Source organism: Nocardia wallacei (genome assembly GCF_029869545.1).
In the GTDB taxonomy this organism is placed as follows: domain Bacteria; phylum Actinomycetota; class Actinomycetes; order Mycobacteriales; family Mycobacteriaceae; genus Nocardia; species Nocardia wallacei_A.
Genome location: NZ_JARWQD010000379.1, coordinates 21,695 through 47,551, shown reverse-complemented (window position 1 = coordinate 47,551; position 25,857 = coordinate 21,695). Strand labels below are relative to the sequence as shown.

The window sequence follows — 25,857 nt, the reverse complement described above, 5'->3', positions numbered from 1 at the left end:
GCTACTCCTTGTCGAGCCCCCGCATCAGCTCCGGAATGTCCCGGCTCTGATGCAACACGCGCCAGACATCCACATGGTCCTCACGCTCGAGATAGAAGACCGTATAGGGAAACCGGGCAAGAGCGCGGCTGCGCAGTCCGGGAATGTCCAGTTCATGGCCGAATCGCGGCGAACCGACTCCCGGGTGCATGCCTATCAGCCGGTAGGTGGCCTGCAGCGCGTCTATCAGTCCCAATGCGGGTGGTTCGGCATCGGTGGCGAGATAGAAATCGATTGCTGCCTCGACATCGAGGGCCGCTCGCGCGCGGGGGATTACGGGTTTGATGGTCATTCCTGTGGCCGCCGTCGGATCCGGCCGCGCAGGTTATCGAAGTATGTCTCATCGGCGGGCTCGGTGAGTTCGGAACCCATCCCTTCGATGAGCAGATTACGCAGCGCCATCCGGTCCTGATCCCGGCGGATCAGGTCGCGCACATACTCGCTGCTGGTGCCGTATCCGCGTTCGGAGACCTGCTGTTCCACGAACGCCTTCAGTGAATCCGGTAGCGAGATGTTCATGGTGCTCATCTTGAAAGAGTATTCGGCTATGGCAAAGATTGTCAACGCCAGATCAGGCGCGCCAGGTGCGGATTTCGTGGGCCCAGGCGCGGAGGCCCGCGGCGAAGCCGTCGCGCTCGGTGGGGGTGAGGGTTGTCAGGGCGTCGAGGAGTGGTTCGGCGCGGCGGGCGACGAAAGTCTCCATGTGGTGGCGTTTTTCGGGGCGCAGGCGGACCAGGGTGCGGCGGCGGTTGGACGGGTCGGGGGTGCGGCTGACCCATTCCGCGCGGTCCAGGTCGCCGACGAGTTCGCTGACCGTGGACAGGGCCAGGCCCATCCGGGCGGCCAGTTCGCCGACGCTCAGCGACTCCTCGGGAACCAGCTGAACGCAGACCGCCCCGTGCCGGTTGGTGAGCCCGGCGAACGCCTCCTCGTACTCGGCGGGCATATCGGCGTGGGCCTTGGCGAAGAACGCCGCGATCAAGGGGAGGAACCCGATGATCTCGGTGATCTCGGTACGGCTGGGAACCCTTGGGGCGCTGGTCTTGTCGGGCACCACCGCATCCTATATCTTCGGATACACAAATAGTTCGTATATCCGAAGTGAGGTTGCGATGACCACGTACCGCGATGCCGTGAACGACGCGCTGGAACGGCTCGACGACCTCGGCTACGAACGCAACCTCGGGGGTGGTGACCTGGCCAACCATGGCCCGATGGCCGCCGAGGCGCTCGCCGTGCTGGGCCACGGCGAGGTGATTCCGGAATGGGTGCGGGTGTATCGCCGCGCGGCCCCGCATCACGAGCCGCCGGTGCCGTATCAGCGTCTCGACGGGGCCGACGAGGCGGATTGGCGTGCGGCGCTGGGGGATATCGGCCGCGCCGGGGATTTCGAGGAGCTGTTCGTGCGGGAGATCGCGGAGCAGGGCTGGCAGGCGGTCCTGACCCGCTGGTGGCCGCGGCTGCTGCCGGGGCCGATGACCGGACTGACGCACGGGCTGATTCGCACCGCCCACGCGGTGCGCGGGCTCGGCGCCACCGACCGGCCGACCCCGCTGCAGGTGCGGGAGCTGGCCCGGGGGCTGGGGTATTGGGCCGCGCGGTTCATCGATGCGCCGGGACGCGGGCGGCTGGTGGGGAAGCTGGCGGTGCCCGCGGCGGTGGCCGCCGTCGGCCGGTTGCCGCAGCCGGTCGGCAGTCCGCAGGAAGGGCTGACCCGCATGCGGAACCCGTCCTCGATGTCCGGATATGCCGAGGCGCTGGACACCCTCGCGCCCGACCACACCGACCGGCTGCTGTCGGATATGACCGCGCACTACGCGGGAGTCTGTGTGGCGCACACGGATTCGTGGTTTCCCATCCCGCTGCTGCACGGTGTGACCGCACCGGCGGCGGCGCGGCTGGTCCTGCCGCACCTGCCACCGGAGCTGCACGAGCCGACGGTCGCCGCGCTGTGGCAGGCCCAGGTCACCCTGCTGATGATGGTCACCACGAGCCCCGCGGGGGAGGACGACGCACTGGACCGCGCGCGACAGGCGCAGCCCCCGGCCTGGGACGAACTGATCGCGCGGGCGGTCGACCACCGCGACGAGCATGTCATCAAATTCACCGAGGCGTGCCTGCGCGAACACGCCCTGCGCCCCGATCCCCGCTACGCCTGGGCCGTCGACATCGCCCAGCAGCGCATCGAGCGCCCGGACGCCGCCGGCGGCTCGGCGGTCGAGGTCAGGTTCCGCGGGGCGACGGCCCGGCAGTAATCCACTGGACCGGAATCCACTGGACCGGCCCGCGTCGGTCCCGGGGCGATTTCTTCGGGTCGGGGGTGGTCTGGCAGAATGGACGACCGTCCTCGTCGGAGCCCTGCGGCTCCGCATCGGGACAGTGTCAGCCCGTCTCCGGTTACGTACCGCGCGGCGGTCACACACTCTACGCAAAACCGGGCCCGCATCCGTGTGGGTCGCTGAATTGCGCCGTGACCAACCGGCCGTCCCCGCGGCGGCCACCACCTGAAAGGCAACAGCCATGGCTGTCAAGATCAAGCTCACCCGGCTCGGGAAGATCCGCAATCCGCAGTACCGCATCGTCGTCGCCGACGCGCGGACCCGCCGCGACGGCCGGGCGATCGAGAGCGTCGGCAAGTACCACCCCAAGGAGGAGCCCTCGCTGATCGAGGTGAACTCCGAGCGCGTGCAGTACTGGCTGGGCGTCGGCGCGCAGCCGACCGAGCCGGTCAAGCGCATCCTCGAGGTCACCGGCGACTGGCAGAAGTTCAAGGGCCTGCCGGGCGCCGAGGGCACCCTGAAGACCAAGGCGGAGAAGCCGTCGAAGCTGGATCTGTTCAACGCCGCGCTGGCCGCCGCCGACAGCGAGCCGGTCGCCGAGGCCACCACGCCGAAGAAGAAGGCGTCGAAGAAGGCCGACGACGCCGAGAAGGCCGAGACCGCTGAGAAGGCCGAGGCTGCCGAGTAATGAGCGCTGTCGTCGCCGATGCTGTCGAGCACCTGGTGCGCGGCATCGTCGCCAATCCCGATGACGTCAGCGTCGAGCTGATCACCAGCCGCCGCGGGCGCACCGTCGAGGTGCATGTGCACCCGGACGATCTGGGCAAGGTGATCGGTCGCGGTGGTCGCACCGCGACCGCGCTGCGCACCCTCGTCGCCGGTATCGGCGGCCGGGGTATCCGGGTCGACGTGGTCGACACCGACCAGTAGATGGAACTGGTAGTCGGGCGGGTCGCCAAGTCGCACGGTGTGCGCGGTGAACTCGTGGTCGAGGTCCGCACCGACGAGCCGGAGCTGAGGTTCGCGACCGGCGCGGTGCTGCGCGGGCGCATGCCGCGGTCGAAGGCGGTACAGGAGTACACGGTGGAGTCGGTCCGGGAGCACTCGGGCCGGCTTCTCGTTCGCCTGCACGGTGTTTCGGATCGCGAGGCCGCGGATGCGTTGCGCGGCACGCTGTTCGTGGTCGACAGCGCCGATCTGCCGCCGTCGGAGGATCCCGACGAGTATTACGACCACGAACTCGAGGGGCTCACCGTGCGGCTGGGCGACGGCACCGTTGTCGGTGAGGTCGCCGAGGTGCTGCATTCGGCTGCGGGAGAACTGCTTTCGGTGCGCGCGGCCGAGGGCGCCGGGGGCACCGCCGGGCGCGAGATCCTCATTCCGTTCGTCACCGCGATCGTGCCGACCGTGTCGGTTGCCGAGGGCGTGATCGTCATCGATCCGCCCGAGGGACTGCTCGACGAGGAGTGAGCGATGCGTAGCGTCGACGAACCCGCCCCGGCGCAGGACGCCGCGCTTCGCCTCGATATCGTCACGATTTTTCCCGAGTATCTCGAGCCCATGCGAACCGCCTTGCTGGGCAAGGCAATCGACAAGGGGCTCGTGGAACTCGGCGTGCACAACCTGCGCCGGTGGACCCACGACGTGCACCAGGCCGTCGACGACGCGCCCTACGGTGGCGGGCCCGGCATGGTCATGAAGCCGACCGTGTGGGGTGATGCGCTCGATGAGGTGTGTCCCGACGACGCGCTGCTGGTCGTTCCCACTCCCGCGGGCGTTCCGTTCACGCAGGAGACGGCCCGGCGCTGGTCCGCCGAACGGCATCTCGTCTTCGCCTGTGGCCGCTACGAGGGCATCGATCAGCGGGTGTTCGACGATGCCGCCCGCCGGGTGCGCGTCGAAGAGGTCAGCATCGGTGACTACGTGCTCATCGGCGGCGAGGCCGCGGTGCTGGTCATGACGGAGGCCGTGGTCCGCCTCATCCCGGGCGTACTCGGCAATCAGCTGTCGCACCAACAGGATTCGTTCTCCGACGGTCTGCTCGAAGGCCCCAGCTACACCCGCCCGGTCAGCTGGCGCGGTCTGGACGTCCCCGAAATCCTGCTGTCCGGCAACCACGCCCGCATCGAAGCCTGGCGCCACGCCCAATCCCTGACCCGCACCCGCCAACGCCGCCCAGACCTCCTCCCGGACAACGACTAGCCCGCCCCGTCCAGCATGCGCGCCATCCTTCCTCGGCGTGCCCGCCTCCATCCATTCCCGCCGAAAGCATGCCGGAAAGACCTGGTGGCGGTGGATGATTCGGCCTAGACGGGCAGGCCGACCAGCCCGGCGCTCGCGGTCCACAGCCGGTCCAGCCGGGCGGTGTCGGTGGTGTGCGGGGCGGTCCGAACGGCCTTGCGGCGCACGAAGAATCGGCCCGTCGTATCCGACAGCTCCGGTGCCGTGGCGAGCCAGACCGGGGTGTCCGCGCCCGCGTCCGGGCCGCCGAGCAGCGGGTTCAGCCATTGCGTCCAGCCGAAGACCCGGAGCAGGCCCGCGGCCGAGTCCCGGCCCAGGCCGGTATTGCGGATGATGCCGGGGTGGGCGCCGTTCACGGTGATGCCGGTCCCCGCCAGCCGCCGGGCGAGGCTGTAGACGAACATCGCGTTCATGTTCTTGGTCCGGCCGTAGGCTACGAAGGGCCGGAAGCTGGGCGCCAGGGCGAACCGCCGCTCGGCCGCGAAACCCAGATCGTCCAGGTCCACCGGCACTCGGCGCAGCGCGGTGGGGGAGGCGCCGACCACCACCAGCCGCGCCGAACGCCCTGTCGCGGAAAGCTTTTCAGCGAGCAGCCGCAGGAGCAGGTACGGCGCCAGATGGTTGGTCGCGAGGGTGCGCTGCAGTCCTTCGGCGGTGTGATCGCCGAGATCCGCGATCACCGCAGCATTGCTGATCACCACGTCGACGGCCGCCGGGTCGAGCCGATCCGCCAGCGCGCGCACCTGCGCCAGCAGCGACAGATCGGCGAGCTCCGATCTCAGGTCGGCCTCCGGTACCGCCGTCCGGATACGGCGCTGCGCCGCCGACAGCCGCTCGGTGTCGCGGCCCACCATCACCACCGTCCAGCCCTGCGCCGCAAGCTGTCTCGCGATCGCCTCACCGATGCCGTTGGTCGCACCGGTGACGACCGCCGTCCGTGCGTCGTGCATTGCCCACTCCCGTTCACTGCCTGGTTGACAACGTCAACCTAGGTCGCCCGGTTGACGTTGTCAACCCCGCCGTAGGATGGGCCGATGCCCCCGACGACCCGCGATCTCCTGCTCGATTCCGCGCTGCGGCTGCTCGACGCGGGCGGGGTCGAGACCGTGACGCTGCGTGAGGTCGGCATCGGCGCGGGGGTGTCGCACAATGCCCCGTACAAGCACTTCGCCAGCAAGCAGGCGCTGCTGGCCGCCGTGGCGGCCCGCGAATTATCCGAGCGCGCAACCGAATTCGCCGCGATCGCACAGCGGTACCCCGACCCCGCGGAGGTGTTGCGGGAGGTGCTGCACAGCTACATCGCGTGGGCGCTGTCCCGCCCGGCGCGCTTCAAGCTGGTCTTCGGCAGCTGGTCGGTCGAATCGCCGGAGTTGGCCGAGGTCGCCCACAACGCGCAGCAGGCGCTGGTGGCGCTGGTCGCCCGGGCGCAGGCCGTCGGAACGGTGCCCGCGGGCGATCCCGAACGTCTCGCCGCGCTGCTGCGGGCGCTGGCGCACGGAGCGGCCGACCTGGCCGCCGCCGGACATCTGTCGGCCGAGGGCAAGGGACACGCCGATCCGGCCGATCTCGTCGACGATCTGCTGGCATACCTGCGCGCCTCGGCCCGCGTCGACTGATCTGCGCTGGTCCCGGCGTGCGACCGTTGTCGCAGTTGAGGTGGGTGCGGCGAGCGTAACAGGGTGCGGCCGAAGGTAGTTCCGGTGCGGCACCCTGGCTGGCTGTCGGGGTACGGCGGTAGTGTCTGCGGGCGTGACGACAGCCCCAGAATCCGTCAGCGCAGCACCCAGCACCGAATCCGCCGGTTCCGTCTCGGCCGATACGCCGGTCGCCGGGACGGTTCGCCTAGCCAGCGTCAGCCGTCGCATCGCCGACGAGCTGAACGTGCGCGACGAGCAGGTGCGCGCCGCGGTGGATCTGCTCGACGGCGGGTCGACCGTGCCGTTCATCGCGCGCTACCGCAAGGAGGTCACCGGCGCGCTCGACGATGCGCAGCTGCGGCTGCTCGAGGAGCGGCTGCACTACCTGCGCGAGCTGGACGAGCGCCGGGCTTCGATCCTGGAATCCATTCGCGGCCAGGGCAAATTGGACGAGGCGCTGCAGCAGCAGATCATGCTCGCCGAGACCAAGGCCCGCCTCGAGGACATCTACCTGCCCTACAAGCCCAAGCGCCGCACCAAGGCGCAGATCGCCCGCGAGGCCGGGCACGAGCCGGTCGCCGACGCGCTGCTGGGCGACCCCACCACCGATCCCGCGCAGTACGACGCCGAACAGCTCGACGGCGCCCGCGCCATCCTGGTCGAGCGCTTCGCCGAGGATGCCGACCTGGTGGGCGAGCTGCGCGAGCTGATGTGGACCCGCGGGCAGATCACTTCCCGGGTGCGCGCCGGTAAGGAGGAGGCGGGCGCCAAGTTCTCCGACTACTTCGATTTCGGCGAGCCGTTCACCAAGCTGCCCTCGCATCGCATTCTGGCGCTGCTGCGCGGGGAGAAGGAGGAGGTGCTCTCCCTGCACCTCGAGCCCGACACCGAGGAGCCGGAAGAGGGCGAGCGCACCATCTACGAGGGCCGCATCGCGCGGCAGTTCGGCATCGCCGAGCAGGGCCGCCCGGCCGACTCGTGGCTGCTGGACACCGTGCGCTGGGCGTGGCGCACCAAGCTGCAGGTGAGCCTGGGCATCGATATCCGGATGCGACTGCGGCAGTCCGCGGAGAAGGACGCCGTGGACGTCTTCGCCGCCAACCTGCGCGACCTGCTGCTGGCCGCGCCCGCGGGCACCCGGACCACGATGGGGCTGGACCCGGGGTACCGCACGGGTGTCAAGGTGGCCGTCGTCGATCCCACCGGCAAGGTCGTGGCCACCGAGACCATCTACCCGCACAAGCCGCAGGGCCAGACCGAGAAGTCCCTGGCCGTGCTCGGCGCCCTGGTCGCCCGCTTCGGTGTCGACCTGATCGCGATCGGTAACGGCACCGCCTCGCGCGAGACCGATGCCCTTGCCGCCGAACTGATTTCGCGGATTCCGGAGAACAAGCCCACCAAGATCGTGGTGTCGGAGGCCGGTGCCTCGGTGTACTCGGCGTCGGCCTACGCCTCCCAGGAGCTGCCCGATCTGGACGTATCGCTGCGCGGCGCGGTCTCCATCGCCCGCCGCCTGCAGGACCCGCTGGCGGAGCTGGTGAAGATCGACCCCAAGTCGATCGGTGTCGGCCAGTACCAGCACGACGTTTCGGAGACGCTGCTGGCCCGGTCGCTGGGCGCGGTGGTCGAGGACGCGGTGAACGCGGTCGGCGTCGACGTCAACACGGCCTCGGTGCCGCTGTTGTCGCGGGTGTCGGGCATCTCCTCCTCGGTCGCGGAATCCATTGTGGCGCACCGCGATCAGAACGGCCCGTTCCGCAACCGCACCGGCCTGCGCGACGTGCCGCGGCTGGGGCCCAAGGCCTTCGAGCAGTGCGCGGGCTTCCTGCGCATTCGCGACGGCGAGGATCCGCTGGACAATTCCGCGGTGCACCCGGAGGCATATCCGGTGGTGCGGCGCATCGTCGACAGCACCGGTCGCGGCGTGCTCGAGATCATCGGCAACAGCGGCGTGCTGAAGTCGTTGCGCCCGGCCGATTTCACCGACGAGACGTTCGGCGTGCCCACCGTCACCGACATCATCGCCGAGTTGGAGAAGCCCGGCCGTGACCCGCGCCCGGAGTTCAAGACCGCGGAGTTCGCCGCGGGCGTGGAGAAGGTCGCCGATCTGCAGCCCGGCATGGTGCTCGAGGGTGTGGTCACCAATGTCGCCGCGTTCGGCGCGTTCGTCGACGTCGGCGTGCACCAGGACGGTCTGGTGCACGTCTCGGCGATGTCGCACAATTTCGTTCGCGATCCGCGTGAGGTCGTGAAGTCCGGCGACGTGGTGAAGGTCAAGGTGCTGGAGGTGGACGTGGCCCGTCAGCGCATCGGCCTGAGCCTGCGGCTCGACGACGAGCCCGGCAAGCCGGACAAGAGCGGCCAGGGGCGCGGCGGCCAGCGCCCGCAGGGCCAGCAGGGCCGCGGTGGCGGCCAGAACCGTGGTGGCCAGGGCGGCGGTCAGAACCGCGGTGGCCAGGGCGGCGGCCAGGGGCGTGGCAACCAGGGGCGCGGTAATCAACAGCGCCGCAATGCTCCCGAGCCCTCCGGGGCCATGGCGGACGCGCTGCGCCGGGCGGGATTCGGCAAGTAGCGACCGGCTGGCGCCCGCAGCCGCACACCGTCGTCATCCGGCATGCTCCGGTTCGGCCGGTCGTCACGTAGTTCCTGCACAATGTGGCAGCGGGTCCGGCACAGCGCGGCGTCCGGATCCGGGTACGGGACCGATCCCGCGGCGACTCCGGAGACGACTGGGACATGGCAGGTATCAGACGGTGGCTCGATGACTCGGTCATCGCGCAGGGACGCCTGCCGCTGCTGTGCTTCCTGCTCGGATTCATCGTCGGATTCCTGCTGATCCGCCTGAGCGTCCGCCTGATCCGCAAGCAGGTGCGCTGGTGGCCGGGCAATCTGCGTGCCGGGGACGTGCACATCCACCACATGGTGTTCGGGGTCGTGCTCGTGTTGTTGTCGGGCATCGGGCTGGTCGCGACGTACGGCTCCGGGGTCGGCACGGTGAGCGCGCTGGCGGCGGCGTTCGGTGTCGGCGCGGCCCTCGTGCTCGACGAGTTCGCGCTCATCTACTACCTGCGCGACGTGTACTGGGAGGAACAGGGCAGGACCTCGGTCGACGCGGTCTTCGTGGCACTGGCGGTGACGGGGCTGCTGCTGCTCGGCTTCCATCCGCTGTGGCTGCTCGAGGTCAACGACATTCGTTACGACGGCAGCAGGCCCGGCCAGATCCTGGGGGCGCTGTTCGCCGTCGTGAACCTGGCGCTGGCGGCGATCGTCATCGCCAAGGGCAAGATCTGGACCGGCCTGTTCGGCATGTTCTTCCTCCCGCTGCTGGTGGTCGGCGCGTTCCGGCTCAGCCGCCCCGGAGCACCCTGGGCGCGCTGGCGCTATGCGGGCCGGGCGAAACTGATGCAGCGGGCGATCCGGCGCGAACGCCGCTACCGCCGCCCGGTGATCCGCGCCAAGATCTTCGTGCAGGACCTGATCGCGGGCAGCCCGGATGTCGTCGCCCACGTGCGCCGCGCGACGGAAGAGGAACTGGCCCGCACGGTGGTGCCCGCGCCCGCGCCGCCGCACCCGCTCCGGGTCGGCAGGAAGGCGGCCGACTGAGCGGCTCGTAGCGGCCATGGGCGGCACTGGCAACCCGATTAACCCTCCGGTCGCGTGGTCTGGCACAATAGCCGGGTTGCCCTGGGCGAGTCCGCCCGGCGCACCGCCCATTATCCGGAGCACGAACCGGTCGAGCGATCGCCGCCAGGTTCCTCTGTTCACGCGAACTTCCAAAGGACGGAAATGAACACCCTCGACTTCGTCGACGAAAAGTCGCTGCGCACCGATGTCCCCGACTTCCGGCCGGGCGACACCATCAACGTGCACGTGAAGGTCATCGAAGGCAACAAGGAGCGCATCCAGGTCTTCAAGGGCGCCGTGATCCGGCGCCAGGGTGGCGGCATCCGCGAGACCTTCACGGTCCGCAAGGTGTCCTTCGGCGTCGGTGTCGAGCGCACCTTCCCGGTGCACAGCCCCACCATCGACCACATCGATGTCGTGACCCGCGGCGATGTCCGCCGGGCGAAGCTGTACTACCTGCGCGATCTGCGCGGCAAGGCCGCCAAGATCAAGGAAAAGCGCTGAGGTAGCGACGCTGCTCGAGACCCCCGGCCGGTCGGCCGGGGGTTTTCCTTTTCCTGCGGCCGGGGGATTTTCCTTTTCTTGCGGCCAGGGGTTTCCTTCCCCGGCCGGGGCGGCACTGCGCGGGCACTCGGCATGCCGGGCTACGCTGTTCGGCGTGGCAGACGAAATCGACTCGGTGCGGGTGTCCGGAGCGGATGACGAACGCGCGGGGGGAACGACGCCGAGGCGGCGGTCGCGGGCCAAGAAGCAGAAGAAGCAGCGCCCGTTCTGGCAGGAGCTGCCGATCCTGATCGTGATCGCCGCGGTGATCGCCGCCCTGGTGGTGACCTTCATCGGCCGTCCGTACGTGATCCCGTCGCAGTCGATGGAGCCGACGCTGCACGGGTGCGCCGGGTGCACCGGCGACCGCATCTACGTCGAGAAGCTCAGCTACGACTTCGGGGACCCGTCGCCCGGCGACGTGGTGGTGTTCGTGGGCCCGACCAACTCCTGGAACAAGGCCTACCGCTCCAACCGCTCCAGCAACGTCGTCATCCGTGGCGTCCAGAACTTCTTCTCGTTCTTCGGGCTCGTGCCGCCCGACGAGAACGACCTCGTCAAGCGGGTGGTCGCGACGGGTGGGCAGACCGTGCAGTGCTGCGACGCGCAGGGCCGGGTGATGGTCGACGGCAAGCCGCTCGACGAGCCGTACGCGCACTACAGCTTCCCGTACCAGCCGGGCCTGCCCTATGCGGCGAATGTGCAGGGCGCACTGCGGATCAACCCGGTGGGCCGGGAGTTCGGGCCGGTCAAGGTTCCCGACGGCAACGTGTGGGTGATGGGCGACAACCGCAACGAATCCGCCGACTCCCGCGCGCACGTCGACGACGAATACTCCGGCACCGTGCCCGTCGACGACATCCGCGGCAAGGCCGTGTTCAAGATCTGGCCGCCGAACCGGATCGGGCCGATCCGGTCGGAGGATCCCCAGACCAACTGACCCGGGTGGCAGCCGGATATCGAACGCGCGGATAATCGAATGGTGGGAACAGTGGCGCGGAACCAGCAGCGCGTCGCCCGCAAGGGTAAGGGCGGCAACGGGATTCGATCCATCGCTGTTCGCAGCGGCGACTGGCCGCCCCGGGTGGTGATGCGCAAGGCCGGTGGTCTGCGCACCCTGGAGGCGGCGCTGATCCGCAGCGGGCTGGGGCCCGTCGCGGGCGTCGACGAGGCCGGGCGCGGATGCTGCGCCGGTCCGCTGGTCGTCGCGGCCTGCCTGCTGGCGCCCAAGGCCTACGATTCGCTGGCCGAACTGGACGACTCCAAGAAGCTCACCGAGGCGACCCGCGAGCGGCTGTTCCCGATCATCAAGCGGCGGGCGCTGGCGTGGCAGGTGGTGGTGATCCCGGCCTGGGAGATCGACGCCATCGGCATCCACGTCGCGAATATCGAGGGCATGCGCCGGGCGGTGGCGGGGCTGGGCGCCGACCCCGGCTACGTACTCACCGACGGCTTCCGCGTGCCCGGCATTCCCGTTCCGTCGCTGCCGGTGATCGGCGGCGACGCGTCCGCGGCCTGCATCGCGGCGGCCAGCATCCTCGCGAAGGTGACCCGCGACCGGATGATGGTGGACCTGGACAAGCGGATGCCCGGTTACGGCTTCGCCGCGCACAAGGGGTACAACACCCCGGAGCATCTGGCCGCCCTGAAGGAACTCGGGCCGAGCAGCGAACACCGCCGGTCCTGGAAGAACGTGCGGCTCAACGGCCAGGCCGAGGAGGCGGGGCCGGACGAGATGGTCGATGCCGCGATGTTCGATGCGGAGGCGGCGATCACCGACCCGGACATGCCCGAATCGAGGCGAGTGGCTACCGGCACCGCCCATGCGAGATGATGTCGGCACACGCATTGTGGCGAGAAGGAGGACATTCCACCAGATGAGTGCAGAGGACCTCGAGAAGTACGAGACCGAGATGGAGCTCTCGCTGTATCGCGAGTACAAGGACATCGTCGGTCAGTTCTCGTACGTGGTGGAGACCGAGCGCCGCTTCTATCTCGCCAATTCCGTCGAACTGCGCCCGCAGAACGCCGACGGTGAGGTGTATTTCGAGGTGCGCATGTCCGACGCGTGGGTGTGGGACATGTACCGGCCCGCCCGCTTCGTCAAGCATGTTCGGGTGATCACCTTCAAGGACGTGAACATCGAGGAGCTGGAGAAGCCGGACCTGCGGTTACCCGAGTAGGTCGCCCCCGGTTGTGCACAGGCTCGCGGTTATCAACAGACTTCTTGTTCGCCCAGGTCGGAGTCGTTGAGCGGGTTGGGGTTTCGGTCACGCTGGACGGGTGGCAGATAATCTGGCGCTCGGCGCGCAAGGGGAAGAGCTGGCCGCGCAGTTCCTGCGCGAGGCCGGAATGGAGATCGTCGAACGGAACTGGCGCTGCCGGTACGGCGAGCTGGACCTGATCGCCCGCGATGCGGAGTTCACCGCGTTCGTCGAGGTGAAGACCCGCTCCGGGTTGGGGTTCGGGGCCCCGGCGGAGGCGGTGACGTTCCGCAAACAACAGCGCATCCGCCGGCTGGCCCTGCTGTGGCTCAACGAGCAGGCGGGGCCGTGGCTGCGGGTGCGCTTCGACGTGGTGTCGGTGCTGCTGTCCCGCGACCGTGAGCCGGTCATCGAACATCTGCGGGCGGTGTTCTGATGGCGCTGGGCCGGGCCCATTCGGTCGCGGTGACCGGCGTCGACGGGCAGCTGGTCGAGATCGAGGCCGATATCGGGCAGGGGCTGCCGTCGGTACATCTGGTCGGGCGGCCCGACACCACGCTGCAGGAATCGCGGGACCGGGTGCGGGCGGCGGTGACCAATTCCGGTGAGAAATGGCCCGACGGCCGGGTCATCCTGGCGCTGTCGCCCGCGACGCTTCCGAAGATGGGCAGCGTCTACGACCTGGCCCTGGCGGCGGCGGTGCTCGACGCGGGGGACGCGATTCCGTCGGCCCGGCTGGCGGGCGCGGTGCTGCTGGGCGAGCTGGCGCTGGACGGGCGGGTGCGGCGGGTGCGCGGCATCCTGCCCGCGGTGCTGGCGGCGCGGGGCGCGGGGCGGTCGACCGTGGTGGTGCCGGAGAGCACGCTCGGGGAGGCGGGTCTGGTGGACGGGATCACGGTGCTCGGCGCGGCGACGCTGCGCGAGCTCGTCGACTGGCTGCGTGGCGACGGCGTCCTGCGCGAACCGGACGGGATCGTTCCGCCGTCGGAGCGGACCACCGGCGACCTCAACGAGGTGGTGGGGCAGGACGAGGCGCGCTGGGCGCTCGAGGTGGCCGCGGCCGGGGGCCATCACCTGCTGCTCACCGGGCCGCCCGGCATCGGGAAAACCATGCTGGCGCAGCGACTTCCGGGCCTGCTGCCCCCGCTGAGCGAGACCGAATCACTCGAGGTGACGGCGATCCACTCGGTGGCGGGCACGCTGTCCGGCGACCACCCGCTGATCACGATGCCGCCGTTCGTCGCGCCGCACCACTCGTCGTCGGTGAGTTCGATGGTCGGCGGCGGTTCCGGCTCGGCCCGGCCGGGAGCGGTCAGCCGCGCCCACCGCGGTGTGCTGTTTCTCGACGAGTGCGCCGAGGTCGGTACCAAGGTCCTGGAGGCCCTGCGCACGCCGTTGGAGGAGGGCGAGGTACGCATCGCCCGCCGCGACGGGGTGGCCCGGTATCCGGCGCGCTTCCAGCTCATCCTCGCGGCCAATCCGTGTCCGTGCGCGCCCGCCCGCGATGTGGACTGCATCTGCGCACCGCTGGCGCGGCGGCGGTACCTCGGCAAGCTGTCGGGGCCGCTGATGGACCGGATCGACATCTCGGTGCAGATGCACGGGCAGGCGGCGGGCGCCTTCGCGTCGTCGGAGGCCGAGAGTAGCGAGGTGGTGCGGGGGCGCGTCGAGCTGGCCCGCCAGGCCGCCGTGCGGCGCTGGTCGGGCCACGGGTGGGTCACCAACGCCGAGGTCCCCGGACACGTACTGCGCCAACGATTCCGGTTGCCGAGGGAGTCGCTGGCTCCGGTGGAGAACGCCCTCCGCCAGGGGCGCATGTCGGCGCGTGGAGCCGACCGGGCCATCCGTGTCGCGTGGACGATAAGCGACCTGCGGGGTGGAGACGTGCCGACCACGCAGGATGTCCTGCAGGCGCTGAATTTCCGGCAGCGGGGTGCGTCGTGAGCGGGGACCGGCGGCGCACGATCGGAGGACCACCGAGTTCTTTTGCGATCGTCCTCGCCACCGCGGCGCGCGCTATTCGGGTGCGCACGTGGGTATTTCGGGTCGCTGCGGCGAAACCGGCCGCCGTTCCTGCGACGCGAGAGTGCAGCCTGCGTACGACGGCTGTGGTCGGCCCCGCCGGGTACCGGCGATTCGGCGGACATCAGGTCCAGGGCCGGGCGAGTGTGTCGGCGAGGGTGCCGGATGACCGCGGGTGAGGTCGATCTCGACAGCGGCGACATGCCGGAGGTCGTTCCCGGTGGCGCGAGCGAACCTACGACCGATGCCGATGCGCGGCGGCTGGCGTGGGTGTATCTGTCGCGGGTGGTGGGAGGTCCGTGTGCGGCGCTGTCGGCGCTGATCGAGCAGGTGGGCGTCGTCGAGGCGGCGCGGGCGGTGCGGGAATGCGATCTGCCGCAGTCGCTGCGCGGGCCCACCGAGACGCGGCGCGGAATCGACTGTGCCGAGCGGGATCTGGAGTCGATGGCGCGGCTCGGCGGGCGCGTGGTGACCCCGGACGACCCGGAGTGGCCCGCCTGGCGGCTGCTCGGGCTGAGCCAGCTCGATCCGGCGCGGGATGCCGGTGCCGCGGTGCCCCTGGTGCTCTGGGCGCGCGGCCCGCTGTCGCTGCTGGACTGCACGGACCAGGCGCTGGCCGTGGTGGGCGCGCGGTGCAGCAGCGGGTACGGCGAGCACGCGACCGCCGATATCGCCGGGGATCTCGCCGGGCGCGGCTGGACGATCGTCTCGGGGGCCGCGTTCGGTATCGACGGCGCGGCGCATCGCGCGGCGCTGGCCGCGGGCGGGTCCACGGTCGCCGTCCTGGCGTGCGGGGTGGATCGGCCCTATCCGGCCCAGCACGCGCGACTGCTCGCCGAGATCGCCGACCTCGGCGTGGTGGTCAGCGAGTATCCGCCCGGGACGGTCGCCCACAAACACCACTTCCTGGCCCGGAATCGGCTCATCGCGGCACTGGCCGACGGTGTGCTCGTGGTGGAGGCGGGCCTGCGCAGTGGTGCCCGCAACACCGTGAAATGGGCTCGGCGCCTGGGCCGTCCGGCGCTGGCCGTGCCCGGTCCGATCACCGCCGCGTCCTCGGTGGGCTGCCATCGCATGATCCGCGACGGCGAGGCGCTGCTGGTGGGCGGCGCCGAGGAGGTCATCGATGAGATCGGTCCGCTGCGCCTGTCACTGCCGGGCACCCCCGCCGCCGACCCCGCCTCCGAGCTGGACGAGGACCTGACGGCGATCTATGCGGCGTTGCCCACGGTGGGCTCGCGTGCCCCCCACGAACTCGCGCACCAGTCCGGCCTCTCACTTCCGTCCGTGCGCGCGGGCCTGCCCGCACTCGAACTCGCCGGGCTGGTCGGGTACGACGAAAGCGGCTGGTACCGAACGTTTCAGGGCCGGGAGAAGTGATGGAGTCGCCGGGGGTGGGCTCGGCGGGGCGGCTTGCCAATGCTCGCACGGCGGGTGACCGTGGTGGGATGGACGATCTGCCCGAGGATCTGGATGCGCTGCTCGCGGAGTACGGGCGGCATCTGCGGCTCGGGCGGAATCGGTCGGCGCATACGGTGCGGGCCTATCTGGGCGATGCCCGGTCCCTGTTGCGGCATCTGGTGGCGCGGTCGGCGGATTCCGGTGTGGCGGAGGTGGATCTGCCGCTGCTGCGATCGTGGCTGGCGGCGCAGGCCAGCGAGGGCGCGGCCCGCACCACGATGTCCCGGCGCGCCTCGGCGGCCCGGACGTTCACCGAGTGGTTGACCCGAACCGGCAGGCTCGCCGTCGATCCCGGGCCCCGGCTGGGATCGGCGAAGGCGCATCGGGTGCTGCCCGCGGTGCTGGGGCGGGAACAGGCGGACACCGCCATGCGCGCCGCGGAATCCGGTGCGGCGCAACACGACCCGATGGCGCTGCGGGACAGGCTGATCGTCGAGCTGCTGTACGCGACCGGGATTCGCGTCAGCGAACTGTGCGGGCTGGACATCGACGACGTCGATCGGGAGCGTCGACTGGTCCGGGTGCTCGGCAAGGGCAACAAGGAGCGCTCTGTTCCCTTCGGTGTCCCGGCCGACCAGGCCCTGGAAGACTGGTTGCGTTCGGGCCGCCCGTCCTTCGCGACCGGCGACTCCGGCCGCGCCCTGCTGCTCGGCCGCCGCGGCCGCCGACTCGACCAGCGCCAAGCCAGAACGGTTGTGCACGAGGTGATCTCGGCGATACCCGGCGCCCCGGACATGGGCCCGCACGGCCTGCGTCACACCGCCGCCACGCACCTCCTGGAGGGCGGCGCCGACCTGCGCGTCGTGCAGGAACTACTCGGCCACGCCAGCATGGCCACCACCCAGCTCTACACCCACGTCTCCATCGAACGGCTGAAAAAGGTCCACGACCAGGCCCACCCGCGCGCCTGAGGGCGCGGCCGTAGGGCTGTCACTGCTCGGGTAAGGCGGCCAGACACGCCACCAGGTCGTCGCGCAGCCGAGTCTTTTCGACCGCGGACAGCGGGGAGAACATCTGCCGTTCGACGGCACGCACGGCCACGCTGGCGGCGTGCAGCTTCTCCTGTCCCGAGGCGGTGAGCCGGGTGGGCAGCACGCGGCCGTGCGGAGCCCGCTCGGGTCGGGTGAGCAGCCCGCGATCTTGTAACCCGCGGAGGACGAGGTTCATCGATTGGCGGGTGACGAACGCGCCACGGGCGAGTTCCGCATTGGATATCCCGGGGAACTGGCCGAGCAGTTCGAGGCAGGCGTATTGCGACACGGTCAAATCCAGCGGTCGCAGCACCGCGTGCATCGCGGAGTGCAGCGTGGCCTGGGCCTGCTTGAGGACATAGCCCACCGACCGCGCGAGTTCGCCGACGGTCTCCTCTTGACTCATGTCAGCATGTTGACACAGACTCTGTATGTCAACATGCTGACATGCCTGAGCCCTGCGCGGAATATGCGCCCGGGTCTGGCTCCACATCCACAACCGCGAGGAGTGACGATGGCCGAGATCCGCAACAGGGCGGACGATATCGATGACATCAATCGGCGAACACGCAGCAAGAAGACGCCTGTCACGATCTCCGGCAGCGATACCGACATCCTCGGCAAGAAGGGCTTCGCGCATGTCGCGTCCCTGGGCCCGGACGGTGCGCCGCAATCACATCCGGTGTGGTTCGACTTCGACGCAGCCCGTGGGCAACTGCTCGTCTCGACCGGCACCGACCGTCAGAAGTACCGCAACATTCAGCGGGATCCGAGGGTGTCGGTCTCGATCCTCGATCCCGACGACCCCTATCGCTACGTGGAGGTCCGCGGCCGCGTCGTCGAGATCGAGCCGGATCCGGACAAGGCGTTCCTGGACCGGCTGGCCCGCAAATACCTGGGACTCGACACCTACCCCTACGAGCAGAGACGGAATGTCGAGCGGGTGATCCTCCGTATCCAGCCCGATCACGTCGTGGCCTGACCCCGCGCCCACGCCTCGCCACGATCTGCGGCGGCTGTCAGCGCGGCCGGATGGCGTCGATGTACTTTCCGGCGATGTAGCGCTGGACGGCGCGGACGAGGGGGCCGCCGAGGCGGGTGTACCAGGCGGCGGGGCGGGAGAAGGAGGCGACTACGCCGTAGACGGAATCGTCGGCCGGATCGTATTCGGCGGCGAACAGTTCCTCGCCGATCTCCGGGTGGCCGGGCAGGGTGCCGTAGGCGAAGCCGCCGCGGTTCGGCTCGTCGAGCACGTAGACGACGCGGCACGGCGCCGTGATGCCGAACGGGCCGGGGCCGAGGCGGACGGTCAGCGCGGTCCCCGGCTCGGCCGTGGGTGTGCTCGCCGAATGGAAGATCCCGGTGCCGTGCTGCATGCGGTAGGCCAGGATCTGCGCGGCCGCGGAATCGAAGACCGCCCGGCCGGATCCGATACGCCGGCGCAGCCGGAAATGGTGGTAGCCGGGCGGGAATTCACCGTTGGTCGCGCCGGTTTCGGCATAGGTAAAGGCGGGGACGCCGGACGGTGTGGACATGTCGCCATCCTGCTCGACATCGGGACGGTACGGAAGATGCCGGGCCGAAGCGCCCGGATGTATCGCGAGCTATCACCGATACTTTCGTGCTACGGTCAGTTAGGTAACCCTAATTATGGAGGTGTCTTCCTTGGCTCGCACCCGTCACAGCTTCGTGGTCCGCCGCACCGAGCGCCTGAACGACCACCTGATCCGGGTTTACCTCGGCGGTCCCGGATTCGCCACCTTCGAACCCAGCGAGTACACCGACTCCTACGTGAAGCTGCTGTTTCCCGGCCCGGACGGCGACACCATGCGCACCTATACGGTGCGGTCGGTGGATGCCGAGGCCGAGGAGATCGCGATCGATTTCGTCTACCACGGAGACGAGGGTGTCGCCGGTCCCTGGGCCGCCGCCGCGCAGCCCGGCGATGCGATCGACCTGTTCGGTCCCGGCGGCGCCTACTCGCCGCGCCCGGACGCCGACTGGCATCTGCTGGCCGGTGACGAGGCCGCGCTGCCCGCCATCGCGACGGCCTGCGCCGCCCTCCCGGCCGATGCCGTCGGCCGGGCATTCGTCGAAATCGCAGGCCCCGCAGACGAACTCGACTTCGACCGCCCCGCCGGAGTCACCCTGACCTGGGTGTACCGCGGCGATGCCGAACCGGGCGAGGCGCTGGTGGCGGCCGTCCGCGCCGAGCCCTGGCTCGACGGACAAGTACACGCGTTCATCCACGGCGAGGCCCAGGCCGTCATGCACAATCTGCGCCCGTACATCCGCAAGGAGCGCGCGGTCCCCGCGGACCGAGCCTCGATCTCCGGCTACTGGCGCCGCGGCCGCACCGAGGAAACCTTCCGCGAATGGAAGCGGGAACTGGCCGAACGCGAGGGCGCGGTCCCCGCAGGCCGCTGAGCCGGGCCCGGCGACGAGCTAGGTTGCGACGGCCGTCCGGGCAATGAGTCGCATGTCGTCGACTACATCCGCGCGGTTCTCGAAAACGCGCTGTCGGGAGGCCGCCGGGCAGGGCACTCACGGGTTTCGCCCGACCGGTTTGAGGCGCAGCGGGCCCGGGCGGATCAGGCCCAGCGGGTCGAGGTACTCGCGGGCGCGCCGGGCTCCCCAGTGCAGGCACGGGGTGGTGCACCCGGCATGGCCGAGGTCCAGGCTGCCGACGGGCTCGCCGCGAAGTACTTTGCGCCCCACCGGGACCGAGGCGCGCACCGGTTCGTAGGTGGTGCGCAGGCCGCCCGGATGGTCGAGCGAGACCACCGGCTTCCCGCCCACCTCACCGGCGAATACCACCACACCGTCACCGGCGGCGAGCACCGGCTGGCCGCGTGCGCCGCCCAGATCCACGCCGCGATGTCCGGGCAGCCAGTCCTGCGGCGGCTTGTCGAAACGGCGCAGCACCGGCGGGCGCGGCTGCAGCGGCCAATCGAATCGACCGCCCGGCGCCGCACCGGCCTCGGGCGCGGGCAGCACGACCGGCAGCAGCAGCCACCCGAGAACGAGAATGATCACCCTGCGCACCCACCCAGCCTGTCCCGCAGCGCACCGCGCCGGAAGCCCGTGGTCGGCGAGTGTGGACAACTTCCATGGTTGTGAACAGGGCATGTCCGCCGCACTCCGTCGCTCGACCACCGATTAGGTCCGAACAGGGCGGGAGCGTAGACTGGCCGGGCGGTTCACCACGTGTGGGCCGACTTCGCGCGCCTGCATCGCACGGTCGCCGGCTGGTCCCGAACGGCTTCGACGCTACGGGTCCGGCGGCCTCGGGCGCCAGGGCGGGGATCGCCGATTCCCGCATCAACCGGCAAACGAAAGAGAGATACGAGAGCCATGGCTGTCGTAACCATGAAGCAGCTGCTGGACAGCGGCGCACACTTCGGGCATCAGACCCGCCGTTGGAACCCGAAGATGAAGCGGTTCATCTTCACCGACCGCAACGGCATCTACATCATCGACCTGCAGCAGACACTGACCTACATCGACAAGGCGTACGAGTTCGTCAAGGAGACCGTCGCCCACGGTGGCACGGTGCTGTTCGTCGGCACCAAGAAGCAGGCGCAGGAGTCCATCGCCTCCGAGGCCACCCGCGTCGGCATGCCGTATGTGAACCAGCGCTGGCTGGGCGGCATGCTCACCAACTTCTCGACCGTCCACAAGCGCCTGCAGCGCCTCAAGGAACTCGAGGCGATGGAGCAGACCGGCGGTTTCGAGGGTCGCACCAAGAAGGAAATCCTCATGCTGACGCGTGAGAAGAACAAGCTGGAGCGCACCCTCGGCGGTATCCGCGATATGGCCAAGGTCCCCTCGGCCATCTGGGTCGTGGACACCAACAAGGAGCACATCGCCGTCGGCGAGGCCCGCAAGCTGAACATCCCGGTCATCGCGATCCTGGACACCAACTGCGATCCCGACCTGGTCGACTACCCGATCCCGGGCAACGACGACGCGATCCGCTCGGCCGCGCTGCTCACCAAGGTCGTGGCCTCCGCCGTCGCCGAGGGCGTGCAGGCGCGCGCCGCGCGTGCCGGTGGCGACGCCAAGCCGGAGGCCGGCGCCGGTGAGCCGCTCGCCGAGTGGGAGCAGGAGCTGCTGGCTCAGGCCAACCCGGGTGCCGAGGGTGCCCCCGCCGAGGCTCCGGTCGAGACCGCGGCCGAGGCCGAGCTGAAGGAAGACCCGGCCGCCAAGACCCCGGCCGACTTCTGAGCGGTGCTTTGACGCTTCTACCGCGTTGCCAGTTGTTGTTCACTGTGCCGACCCTTCCTGTTCGGGAGCGGTCGGCATGGTGTTGCTAAGCGGACTCACACCTAACCCCAAGGAGGCTCGCCAGGATGGCGAACTACACCGCCGCTGACGTCAAGCGGCTCCGCGAGCTCACCGGCTCCGGCATGATGGACTGCAAGAAGGCGCTCGAGGAGACCGACGGCGACTTCGACAAGGCCGTCGAGGTGCTGCGCATCAAGGGCGCCAAGGACGTCGGCAAGCGCGCCGAGCGCGCCACGGCCGAGGGCCTGGTCGCCGCGTCGAACGGCGTCATGTTCGAGATCAACTCCGAGACCGACTTCGTCGCCAAGAACGACGAGTTCCAGAACGTCGCGGGCGATATCGCCGAGGCCGCCGCCAAGGCCCGCCCGGCCGACCTGGACGCGCTCAAGGCCCTCGACGTCAACGGCAAGACCGCCGACCAGGTCGTGCAGGAGCTGGCCGCGAAGATCGGCGAGAAGCTGGAGCTGCGCCGCGTCGTGTCCTTCGAGGGCCCGGTCGCGACCTACCTGCACAAGCGCTCCTCGGACCTGCCCCCGGCCGTCGGCGTGCTGGTCGAGTACCAGGGCGAGGGCGACGCCGCCGCCGAGGCCGCGCGCGCCGCCGCCATGCAGGTCGCCGCGCTGAAGGCCCGCTACGTCACCCGCGACGAGGTCCCGGCCGACCTGGTCGAGAAGGAGCGCGGCATCGCCGAGGCGACCGCCCGCGAGGAGGGCAAGCCCGAGGGCGCCCTGCCGAAGATCGTCGAGGGCCGCCTCAACGGCTTCTACAAGGACGTGGTGCTGCTGGAGCAGCCGTCGGTCACCGACTCCAAGAAGACGGTCAAGCAGCTGCTGGACGAGGCCGGTGTCACCGTGACCCGCTTCGCCCGGTTCGAGGTCGGCCAGGCCTGACCGGTCGATCCGCTCAGCGAAAAGAGCCCCCGCGCAACAGGTTCGGTTGTGCGGGGGCTCTTGCCGTCAGGGCGGCGCCCGCGATCCGCCGCGCGGCGCCGGGGTGACGCTGTCCGATGTGCGCCGCCGGGTCACGAATTCGTGGGTCGGTTCACGTTCGGATGGGGTCGTAGGGCAGGATAGACAGAGCTTTTGTCACCGTCCCGTGTTCCTCCCGACACCGGATGGTCTTTTCGCGCGTGTGTACCAGTCTGCCGAGCAGAAGGAGACCGATGTCGGACCCGGAACCGGCCCGCAAGGGTTATCGCCGAGTGCTCCTCAAGCTGGGTGGGGAGATGTTCGGTGGCGGCAACGTCGGCCTGGACCCGGATGTGGTGCAGACGGTGGCCGAGCAGATCGCCGAGGTGGTGGGCTCCGGCGTGCAGGTGGCGGTGGTCATCGGCGGCGGGAACTTCTTCCGCGGCGCCGAGCTCGAGGAGCGCGGCCTCGAGCGCGCCCGCTCGGACTACATGGGCATGCTGGGCACCGTCATGAACAGCCTTGCGCTGCAGGACTTCCTGCAGAAGCAGGGCGTGGATACCAGGGTGCAGACGGCGATCACGATGGGCCAGGTCGCCGAGCCCTACCTGCCGCTGCGCGCCAAGCGGCACCTGGAGAAGGGCCGCGTGGTGATCTTCGGCGCCGGTATGGGCATGCCGTATTTCTCCACCGACACCACCGCCGCCCAGCGTGCCCTGGAGATCGGCGCCGAGGTGGTCCTGATGGCGAAGGCGGTGGACGGGGTGTACACCGACGATCCGCGCGTGGACCCCGATGCCACCCTGTTCTCCGAGATCACGCACAAGGAAGTGCTCGAACGCGGGCTGAAGGTCGCCGACGCCACCTCGTTCAGCCTCTGTATGGACAACCAGATGCCGATTCTGGTGTTCAATTTACTGGTGAAGGGCAATATCGCCCGTGCGGTGGCCGGGGAGAAGGTCGGCACGCTGGTGCGGTCCTGACCCCCGCGAGCTGCGGGGACCCGGAGTGAGTCCCCGCCGAGCCCGCACCCGACATACGACGAAACGCTGTGGAGGAAACGGTCGTGATTGAAGAAGCGCTCTTCGACGCCGAGGAGAAGATGGAAAAGGCCGTCTCGGTGGCGAAGGACGACCTCGGCGCCATCCGGACCGGACGCGCGAATCCGAGCATGTTCAACAGGGTTGTCGTCGACTACTACGGGGCGCCGACGCCGATCACCCAGATGTCGGGTATCACGGTGCCCGAACCGCGCATGGTCGTCATCAAGCCGTATGAACAGGGCCAGCTACAGGCGATCGAGACCGCGATCCGCAACTCGGATCTGGGCGTGAATCCCACCAACGACGGGCACATCATTCGCGTCGTGGTCCCGCAGCTGACCGAGGAGCGCCGCCGCGAGCTGGTCAAGCAGGCCAAGGCCAAGGGCGAGGATGCCAAGATCTCCATCCGCAACGTGCGTCGCAAGGCGATGGACGAGCTGGGGCGCATCCAGAAGGACGGCGAGGCCGGTGAGGACGAGGTCGGCCGCGCGGAGAAGGAACTGGACAAGGTGACCCACAAGTACGTGGGCCAGATCGACGAACTGGTCAAGCACAAGGAATCGGAACTGCTCGAGGTCTAGGCCCTCGGGCGTTTCCTCGCCGGGCCGGGACGGAGCGGACGACAAGTGAGCGACGGGACAATGGTGGCCGAAGAAGCCGCCGCCGGCGATGCGACGCCGGCGAGCGACGCGACCGGTATGACGCCGGCACAGGAAACGCCGTCGGCGGCGCACGAGGCGCAGCCGCACGGCAGGTCCCAGCGTGCCGGTCGGAACCTACCGGCGGCGCTGGGTGTCGGCTTCGCGCTGGGTCTGTCGCTCATCGCGATCCTGCTGTTCGTCCCGAAGGTGCTCATCGGGGTGGCCGCCGCGGCGATCGCGGTCGCCACCTGGGAGGTCGCCAAGCGTCTGCGCGAGGCCGACGTGCTGGTGCCGCGGATTCCGCTGATCGTGGGCGGGCAGGCGATCCTGTGGCTGGCCTGGCCGTTCGGGGCCGACGGCGTGGCGGGGGCGTTCGCGGCGACGGCGCTGGTGTGTATGGGCTGGCGGCTGTTCGATCACGGTCTGTCGGCGACGCCGCGAAACTTCCTGCGCGACACCGCGATTACCGTATTCGTGCTGGCGTGGGTGCCGCTGCTGGCCGCGTTCGCGGTGTTGCAGCTGCTGCAGGACGACGGCAACCTGCGGGTGCTGACCTTCATGATCCTGGTGGTCTGCTCGGATGTCGGCGGCTATGTGGCGGGGGTGCTGTTCGGCAGGCATCCGATGGTGCCGGCGATCAGCCCGAAGAAGTCGTGGGAGGGGTTCGCCGGATCGCTGGTGTTCTGCATCATCGGCGGCCTGCTCACCGTGACGCTGCTGCTGCAGGCGAATTCGATGATCGGCGTGCTCGCGGGCATCGCGGTGGTGCTGGTGGCCACGGGCGGCGACCTCATCGAATCGCAGGTCAAGCGCGAGCTGGGCATCAAGGATATGGGCACGCTGCTGCCCGGCCACGGCGGCATCATGGATCGGCTGGATTCGATGCTGCCGTCGGCATTCGTCTCGTGGCTGGTATTCACCACGCTTCTATGACCCTTGGTATCCCGGCATGCTTTTGGCCGGGATCACTTCCGCTTGGCCGCGCGGCGCAGCTGCAGGATGCGTCCCCCTCCGACCAGCCCCATCACCAGTGCCCCGGCGATCACCGAGAGCAGGATGGTGATCCCGAGCGGCAGCGAGAACTCCCAGAAGAACAGGGTGACCCGCGCCTGGTCCAGATTCTGGATGATGAAGATCAGCAGGACGATTCCGAGCACCGCCGCGGCGACGAGTGCGACCCAGGTGTAGCCGGTGCGGGTCTTGAGCGATCGCTTGCGCGGTGCCGGGGTGGTGGTGGGGCGGGTGGCCGGTGGCGTCTGCGGGTCCTGCGGCGATTGCGGTCGCGCGGGGGTGTCGGCGTGCGGATCCGGGCCTGAGGTCGGGGCGGCATCACTGGTCATATCTCGATCATTGCCGATGGCTATGGTGAATGCACGCATATTCGGCAGCTCCGCGGGATCGTTTCGCCGTCGCGGCCGGGGGATGTGCGCTACCCGGTGGCAATCGCGCGGGGCCGCCGAATAGCTCAGGAATTGCTCGAAAGGTCTTGCTGCTCAAGGTGTTTCGATGATGTAATGCAGGCACGCCGGATCGGAGGGCCGTGGTCGGGCGACCATGGCGGGGTGATCCGGGCGTTTCCTGTGCCGCACGGTGGCCCGGCCGGTACTGTTGGCGCACAGTCCGTTTACGGAAACTGGGGGTTTGGGCATGGCGCACGTCGATCGTGTGGAGATGCCGGACGGCACGGTCGTCTACGCCAGGCTCGAGGAGGACGTCGCCGAGCAGGGCGGCGTGGATGTCGGTCTGCGCGACCGGTTCAAGCTGGAGAACCTGACTCCCACGATCAAAAGCGTTGCGACATCGGTCCATCAGAGTGTCGAGGGCCTGCGGGCGGATCGGGTATCGGTGGAATTCGGGTTGGAACTGTCACTGGACGCGGGCCGCGTCGTGGCGGTGCTGGCGTCGGGCGGACTGAAGGCGACGCTGAAGGTCAAGCTCGACTGGGATCTGTGAGGGT

General features: G+C 69.4%; 32 protein-coding genes. 24 read left to right on the top strand and 8 right to left on the bottom strand.

Annotated features, from left to right (window positions below; all coding sequences use genetic code 11):
• Position 1: 1 nt before the first annotated feature.
• From QH290_RS35700 to QH290_RS35690, 3 genes are read right to left on the bottom strand one after another with little or no spacing between them, the layout of a single operon-like run.
• Positions 2-331 carry a type II toxin-antitoxin system RelE/ParE family toxin gene (locus QH290_RS35700; protein WP_280387810.1) on the bottom strand — a complete coding sequence of 110 codons (330 nt, stop codon included), beginning with the start codon at positions 329-331 and terminating at the stop codon, positions 2-4.
• Entirely contained in the window at positions 328-567 is a 240-nt protein-coding gene (locus tag QH290_RS35695) for a type II toxin-antitoxin system ParD family antitoxin (RefSeq protein WP_280387809.1), read from the bottom strand. The genes QH290_RS35700 and QH290_RS35695 overlap by 4 nt, the downstream gene beginning before the upstream one ends.
• A gap of 43 nt (positions 568-610) precedes the next feature.
• On the bottom strand, positions 611-1,093 hold the full coding sequence (locus tag QH290_RS35690) for a MarR family winged helix-turn-helix transcriptional regulator (RefSeq protein WP_280264466.1): 483 nt from the start codon (positions 1,091-1,093) through the stop codon (positions 611-613).
• A 58-nt stretch (positions 1,094-1,151) separates the two neighbouring features.
• Here QH290_RS35690 and QH290_RS35685 point away from each other — a divergent pair, with 58 nt between their 5' ends.
• From QH290_RS35685 to trmD, 5 genes are all read left to right on the top strand, one after another.
• A complete protein-coding gene (locus tag QH290_RS35685) occupies positions 1,152-2,294 on the top strand; it encodes a questin oxidase family protein (protein ID WP_280387807.1) in 1,143 nt (380 codons plus the stop codon).
• 265 nt (positions 2,295-2,559) lie between these two features.
• Positions 2,560-3,006, top strand: coding sequence for a 30S ribosomal protein S16 (gene rpsP / locus QH290_RS35680; protein WP_280264464.1), 447 nt, complete (start codon positions 2,560-2,562; stop codon positions 3,004-3,006).
• Entirely contained in the window at positions 3,006-3,248 is a 243-nt protein-coding gene (locus QH290_RS35675) for an RNA-binding protein (protein WP_068013624.1), read from the top strand. The genes rpsP and QH290_RS35675 overlap by 1 nt, the downstream gene beginning before the upstream one ends.
• Positions 3,249-3,788, top strand: coding sequence for a ribosome maturation factor RimM (gene rimM / locus QH290_RS35670; RefSeq protein ID WP_280387805.1), 540 nt, complete (start codon positions 3,249-3,251; stop codon positions 3,786-3,788).
• A 3-nt stretch (positions 3,789-3,791) separates the two neighbouring features.
• Positions 3,792-4,520: a tRNA (guanosine(37)-N1)-methyltransferase TrmD gene (gene trmD, locus QH290_RS35665; RefSeq protein ID WP_280264461.1), complete on the top strand. Its 729-nt coding sequence runs from the start codon at positions 3,792-3,794 to the stop codon at positions 4,518-4,520.
• 104 nt (positions 4,521-4,624) lie between these two features.
• Here the strand turns inward: trmD and QH290_RS35660 are convergent, their stop codons facing one another.
• Positions 4,625-5,509, bottom strand: a complete 885-nt coding sequence (locus tag QH290_RS35660) for an SDR family NAD(P)-dependent oxidoreductase (RefSeq protein WP_280387802.1) — start codon at positions 5,507-5,509, stop codon at positions 4,625-4,627.
• 84 nt (positions 5,510-5,593) lie between these two features.
• On the opposite strand from QH290_RS35660, the gene QH290_RS35655 reads away from it, so the two are divergent.
• The 11 genes from QH290_RS35655 to QH290_RS35605 all read left to right on the top strand — a co-directional run bounded on the left by QH290_RS35655 (position 5,594) and on the right by QH290_RS35605 (position 16,961).
• The gene (locus tag QH290_RS35655; protein ID WP_280387800.1) at positions 5,594-6,175 is read left to right on the top strand and encodes a TetR/AcrR family transcriptional regulator; all 582 of its coding nucleotides are present in this window, start codon (positions 5,594-5,596) and stop codon (positions 6,173-6,175) included.
• 133 nt (positions 6,176-6,308) lie between these two features.
• On the top strand, positions 6,309-8,768 hold the full coding sequence (locus QH290_RS35650) for a Tex family protein (protein ID WP_425303694.1): 2,460 nt from the start codon (positions 6,309-6,311) through the stop codon (positions 8,766-8,768).
• A gap of 164 nt (positions 8,769-8,932) precedes the next feature.
• Positions 8,933-9,799, top strand: coding sequence for a hypothetical protein (locus QH290_RS35645; protein ID WP_280264456.1), 867 nt, complete (start codon positions 8,933-8,935; stop codon positions 9,797-9,799).
• 183 nt (positions 9,800-9,982) lie between these two features.
• Positions 9,983-10,324 carry a 50S ribosomal protein L19 gene (gene rplS / locus QH290_RS35640; RefSeq protein ID WP_280264455.1) on the top strand — a complete coding sequence of 114 codons (342 nt, stop codon included), beginning with the start codon at positions 9,983-9,985 and terminating at the stop codon, positions 10,322-10,324.
• 154 nt (positions 10,325-10,478) lie between these two features.
• Positions 10,479-11,303, top strand: coding sequence for a signal peptidase I (lepB, locus tag QH290_RS35635; RefSeq protein ID WP_425303693.1), 825 nt, complete (start codon positions 10,479-10,481; stop codon positions 11,301-11,303).
• A 150-nt stretch (positions 11,304-11,453) separates the two neighbouring features.
• The gene (locus tag QH290_RS35630; protein ID WP_425301598.1) at positions 11,454-12,197 is read left to right on the top strand and encodes a ribonuclease HII; all 744 of its coding nucleotides are present in this window, start codon (positions 11,454-11,456) and stop codon (positions 12,195-12,197) included.
• Between the two features lie 43 nt (positions 12,198-12,240).
• Positions 12,241-12,546: a DUF2469 domain-containing protein gene (locus tag QH290_RS35625; protein WP_011210678.1), complete on the top strand. Its 306-nt coding sequence runs from the start codon at positions 12,241-12,243 to the stop codon at positions 12,544-12,546.
• Between the two features lie 100 nt (positions 12,547-12,646).
• Positions 12,647-13,003 carry a YraN family protein gene (locus QH290_RS35620; protein WP_280264453.1) on the top strand — a complete coding sequence of 119 codons (357 nt, stop codon included), beginning with the start codon at positions 12,647-12,649 and terminating at the stop codon, positions 13,001-13,003.
• Positions 13,003-14,511, top strand: a complete 1,509-nt coding sequence (locus QH290_RS35615) for a YifB family Mg chelatase-like AAA ATPase (RefSeq protein ID WP_280387797.1) — start codon at positions 13,003-13,005, stop codon at positions 14,509-14,511. Before QH290_RS35620 ends, QH290_RS35615 begins: the two co-directional genes overlap by 1 nt.
• A 279-nt stretch (positions 14,512-14,790) precedes the next feature.
• Positions 14,791-15,969, top strand: a complete 1,179-nt coding sequence (dprA, locus tag QH290_RS35610) for a DNA-processing protein DprA (protein WP_280387835.1) — start codon at positions 14,791-14,793, stop codon at positions 15,967-15,969.
• A 68-nt stretch (positions 15,970-16,037) separates the two neighbouring features.
• The gene (locus QH290_RS35605; RefSeq protein WP_280387794.1) at positions 16,038-16,961 is read left to right on the top strand and encodes a tyrosine recombinase XerC; all 924 of its coding nucleotides are present in this window, start codon (positions 16,038-16,040) and stop codon (positions 16,959-16,961) included.
• Positions 16,962-16,980: 19 nt separating this feature from the next.
• On the opposite strand, the gene QH290_RS35600 is transcribed toward QH290_RS35605, so the two are convergent.
• Positions 16,981-17,427 carry a MarR family winged helix-turn-helix transcriptional regulator gene (locus QH290_RS35600; protein WP_280387792.1) on the bottom strand — a complete coding sequence of 149 codons (447 nt, stop codon included), beginning with the start codon at positions 17,425-17,427 and terminating at the stop codon, positions 16,981-16,983.
• A 108-nt stretch (positions 17,428-17,535) separates the two neighbouring features.
• Between QH290_RS35600 and QH290_RS35595 the strand changes: the two genes are divergently transcribed.
• The gene (locus tag QH290_RS35595; RefSeq protein WP_280387790.1) at positions 17,536-18,003 is read left to right on the top strand and encodes a PPOX class F420-dependent oxidoreductase; all 468 of its coding nucleotides are present in this window, start codon (positions 17,536-17,538) and stop codon (positions 18,001-18,003) included.
• A gap of 37 nt (positions 18,004-18,040) precedes the next feature.
• Here the strand turns inward: QH290_RS35595 and QH290_RS35590 are convergent, their stop codons facing one another.
• Positions 18,041-18,556, bottom strand: coding sequence for a DUF1990 domain-containing protein (locus QH290_RS35590; RefSeq protein WP_280264444.1), 516 nt, complete (start codon positions 18,554-18,556; stop codon positions 18,041-18,043).
• A 130-nt stretch (positions 18,557-18,686) separates the two neighbouring features.
• Between QH290_RS35590 and QH290_RS35585 the strand changes: the two genes are divergently transcribed.
• Positions 18,687-19,448, top strand: a complete 762-nt coding sequence (locus QH290_RS35585) for a siderophore-interacting protein (protein WP_280387788.1) — start codon at positions 18,687-18,689, stop codon at positions 19,446-19,448.
• 117 nt (positions 19,449-19,565) lie between these two features.
• Here QH290_RS35585 and QH290_RS35580 read toward each other — a convergent pair whose 3' ends face one another.
• A complete protein-coding gene (locus tag QH290_RS35580; RefSeq protein ID WP_425303692.1) occupies positions 19,566-20,066 on the bottom strand; it encodes a M23 family metallopeptidase in 501 nt (166 codons plus the stop codon).
• Positions 20,067-20,375: 309 nt separating this feature from the next.
• On the opposite strand from QH290_RS35580, the gene rpsB reads away from it, so the two are divergent.
• From rpsB to QH290_RS35555, 5 genes are all read left to right on the top strand, one after another.
• Positions 20,376-21,248, top strand: a complete 873-nt coding sequence (rpsB, locus tag QH290_RS35575; RefSeq protein ID WP_280264439.1) for a 30S ribosomal protein S2 — start codon at positions 20,376-20,378, stop codon at positions 21,246-21,248.
• A 125-nt stretch (positions 21,249-21,373) separates the two neighbouring features.
• Positions 21,374-22,198, top strand: coding sequence for a translation elongation factor Ts (gene tsf / locus QH290_RS35570; protein WP_280264436.1), 825 nt, complete (start codon positions 21,374-21,376; stop codon positions 22,196-22,198).
• Between the two features lie 272 nt (positions 22,199-22,470).
• Complete coding sequence (pyrH, locus tag QH290_RS35565) at positions 22,471-23,199, top strand: UMP kinase (RefSeq protein ID WP_280264434.1); 729 nt, start codon at positions 22,471-22,473, stop codon at positions 23,197-23,199.
• Positions 23,200-23,282: 83 nt separating this feature from the next.
• Positions 23,283-23,840 (top strand): ribosome recycling factor, encoded by a 558-nt coding sequence (gene frr, locus QH290_RS35560; RefSeq protein WP_280264432.1) that lies wholly within the window; start codon positions 23,283-23,285, stop codon positions 23,838-23,840.
• Between the two features lie 117 nt (positions 23,841-23,957).
• Positions 23,958-24,833: a phosphatidate cytidylyltransferase gene (locus QH290_RS35555; RefSeq protein ID WP_280264472.1), complete on the top strand. Its 876-nt coding sequence runs from the start codon at positions 23,958-23,960 to the stop codon at positions 24,831-24,833.
• Between the two features lie 32 nt (positions 24,834-24,865).
• Here the strand turns inward: QH290_RS35555 and QH290_RS35550 are convergent, their stop codons facing one another.
• Positions 24,866-25,240 carry a LapA family protein gene (locus tag QH290_RS35550; RefSeq protein WP_280264431.1) on the bottom strand — a complete coding sequence of 125 codons (375 nt, stop codon included), beginning with the start codon at positions 25,238-25,240 and terminating at the stop codon, positions 24,866-24,868.
• 307 nt (positions 25,241-25,547) lie between these two features.
• Here QH290_RS35550 and QH290_RS35545 point away from each other — a divergent pair, with 307 nt between their 5' ends.
• On the top strand, positions 25,548-25,853 hold the full coding sequence (locus QH290_RS35545; RefSeq protein WP_280387786.1) for a CU044_2847 family protein: 306 nt from the start codon (positions 25,548-25,550) through the stop codon (positions 25,851-25,853).
• The last annotated feature ends 4 nt before the right edge of the window (positions 25,854-25,857 follow it).

Coding starts and splice junctions, on each gene's coding strand:
- pyrH (WP_280264434.1), top strand. CDS start 22,471: ATGTCGGACCCGGAACCGGCCCGCAAGGGTTATCGCCGAGTGCTCCTC.
- QH290_RS35600 (WP_280387792.1), bottom strand. CDS start 17,427: ATGAGTCAAGAGGAGACCGTCGGCGAACTCGCGCGGTCGGTGGGCTAT.
- QH290_RS35675 (WP_068013624.1), top strand. CDS start 3,006: ATGAGCGCTGTCGTCGCCGATGCTGTCGAGCACCTGGTGCGCGGCATC.
- QH290_RS35625 (WP_011210678.1), top strand. CDS start 12,241: ATGAGTGCAGAGGACCTCGAGAAGTACGAGACCGAGATGGAGCTCTCG.
- QH290_RS35555 (WP_280264472.1), top strand. CDS start 23,958: ATGACGCCGGCACAGGAAACGCCGTCGGCGGCGCACGAGGCGCAGCCG.
- QH290_RS35550 (WP_280264431.1), bottom strand. CDS start 25,240: ATGACCAGTGATGCCGCCCCGACCTCAGGCCCGGATCCGCACGCCGAC.
- trmD (WP_280264461.1), top strand. CDS start 3,792: ATGCGTAGCGTCGACGAACCCGCCCCGGCGCAGGACGCCGCGCTTCGC.
- QH290_RS35660 (WP_280387802.1), bottom strand. CDS start 5,509: ATGCACGACGCACGGACGGCGGTCGTCACCGGTGCGACCAACGGCATC.
- QH290_RS35695 (WP_280387809.1), bottom strand. CDS start 567: ATGAGCACCATGAACATCTCGCTACCGGATTCACTGAAGGCGTTCGTG.
- QH290_RS35595 (WP_280387790.1), top strand. CDS start 17,536: ATGGCCGAGATCCGCAACAGGGCGGACGATATCGATGACATCAATCGG.
- QH290_RS35615 (WP_280387797.1), top strand. CDS start 13,003: ATGGCGCTGGGCCGGGCCCATTCGGTCGCGGTGACCGGCGTCGACGGG.
- QH290_RS35605 (WP_280387794.1), top strand. CDS start 16,038: ATGGACGATCTGCCCGAGGATCTGGATGCGCTGCTCGCGGAGTACGGG.
- rpsP (WP_280264464.1), top strand. CDS start 2,560: ATGGCTGTCAAGATCAAGCTCACCCGGCTCGGGAAGATCCGCAATCCG.
- QH290_RS35685 (WP_280387807.1), top strand. CDS start 1,152: ATGACCACGTACCGCGATGCCGTGAACGACGCGCTGGAACGGCTCGAC.
- QH290_RS35545 (WP_280387786.1), top strand. CDS start 25,548: ATGGCGCACGTCGATCGTGTGGAGATGCCGGACGGCACGGTCGTCTAC.
- rpsB (WP_280264439.1), top strand. CDS start 20,376: ATGGCTGTCGTAACCATGAAGCAGCTGCTGGACAGCGGCGCACACTTC.
- dprA (WP_280387835.1), top strand. CDS start 14,791: ATGCCGGAGGTCGTTCCCGGTGGCGCGAGCGAACCTACGACCGATGCC.
- rimM (WP_280387805.1), top strand. CDS start 3,249: ATGGAACTGGTAGTCGGGCGGGTCGCCAAGTCGCACGGTGTGCGCGGT.
- QH290_RS35655 (WP_280387800.1), top strand. CDS start 5,594: ATGCCCCCGACGACCCGCGATCTCCTGCTCGATTCCGCGCTGCGGCTG.
- QH290_RS35645 (WP_280264456.1), top strand. CDS start 8,933: ATGGCAGGTATCAGACGGTGGCTCGATGACTCGGTCATCGCGCAGGGA.
- tsf (WP_280264436.1), top strand. CDS start 21,374: ATGGCGAACTACACCGCCGCTGACGTCAAGCGGCTCCGCGAGCTCACC.
- QH290_RS35700 (WP_280387810.1), bottom strand. CDS start 331: ATGACCATCAAACCCGTAATCCCCCGCGCGCGAGCGGCCCTCGATGTC.
- rplS (WP_280264455.1), top strand. CDS start 9,983: ATGAACACCCTCGACTTCGTCGACGAAAAGTCGCTGCGCACCGATGTC.
- QH290_RS35590 (WP_280264444.1), bottom strand. CDS start 18,556: ATGTCCACACCGTCCGGCGTCCCCGCCTTTACCTATGCCGAAACCGGC.
- QH290_RS35630 (WP_425301598.1), top strand. CDS start 11,454: ATGCGCAAGGCCGGTGGTCTGCGCACCCTGGAGGCGGCGCTGATCCGC.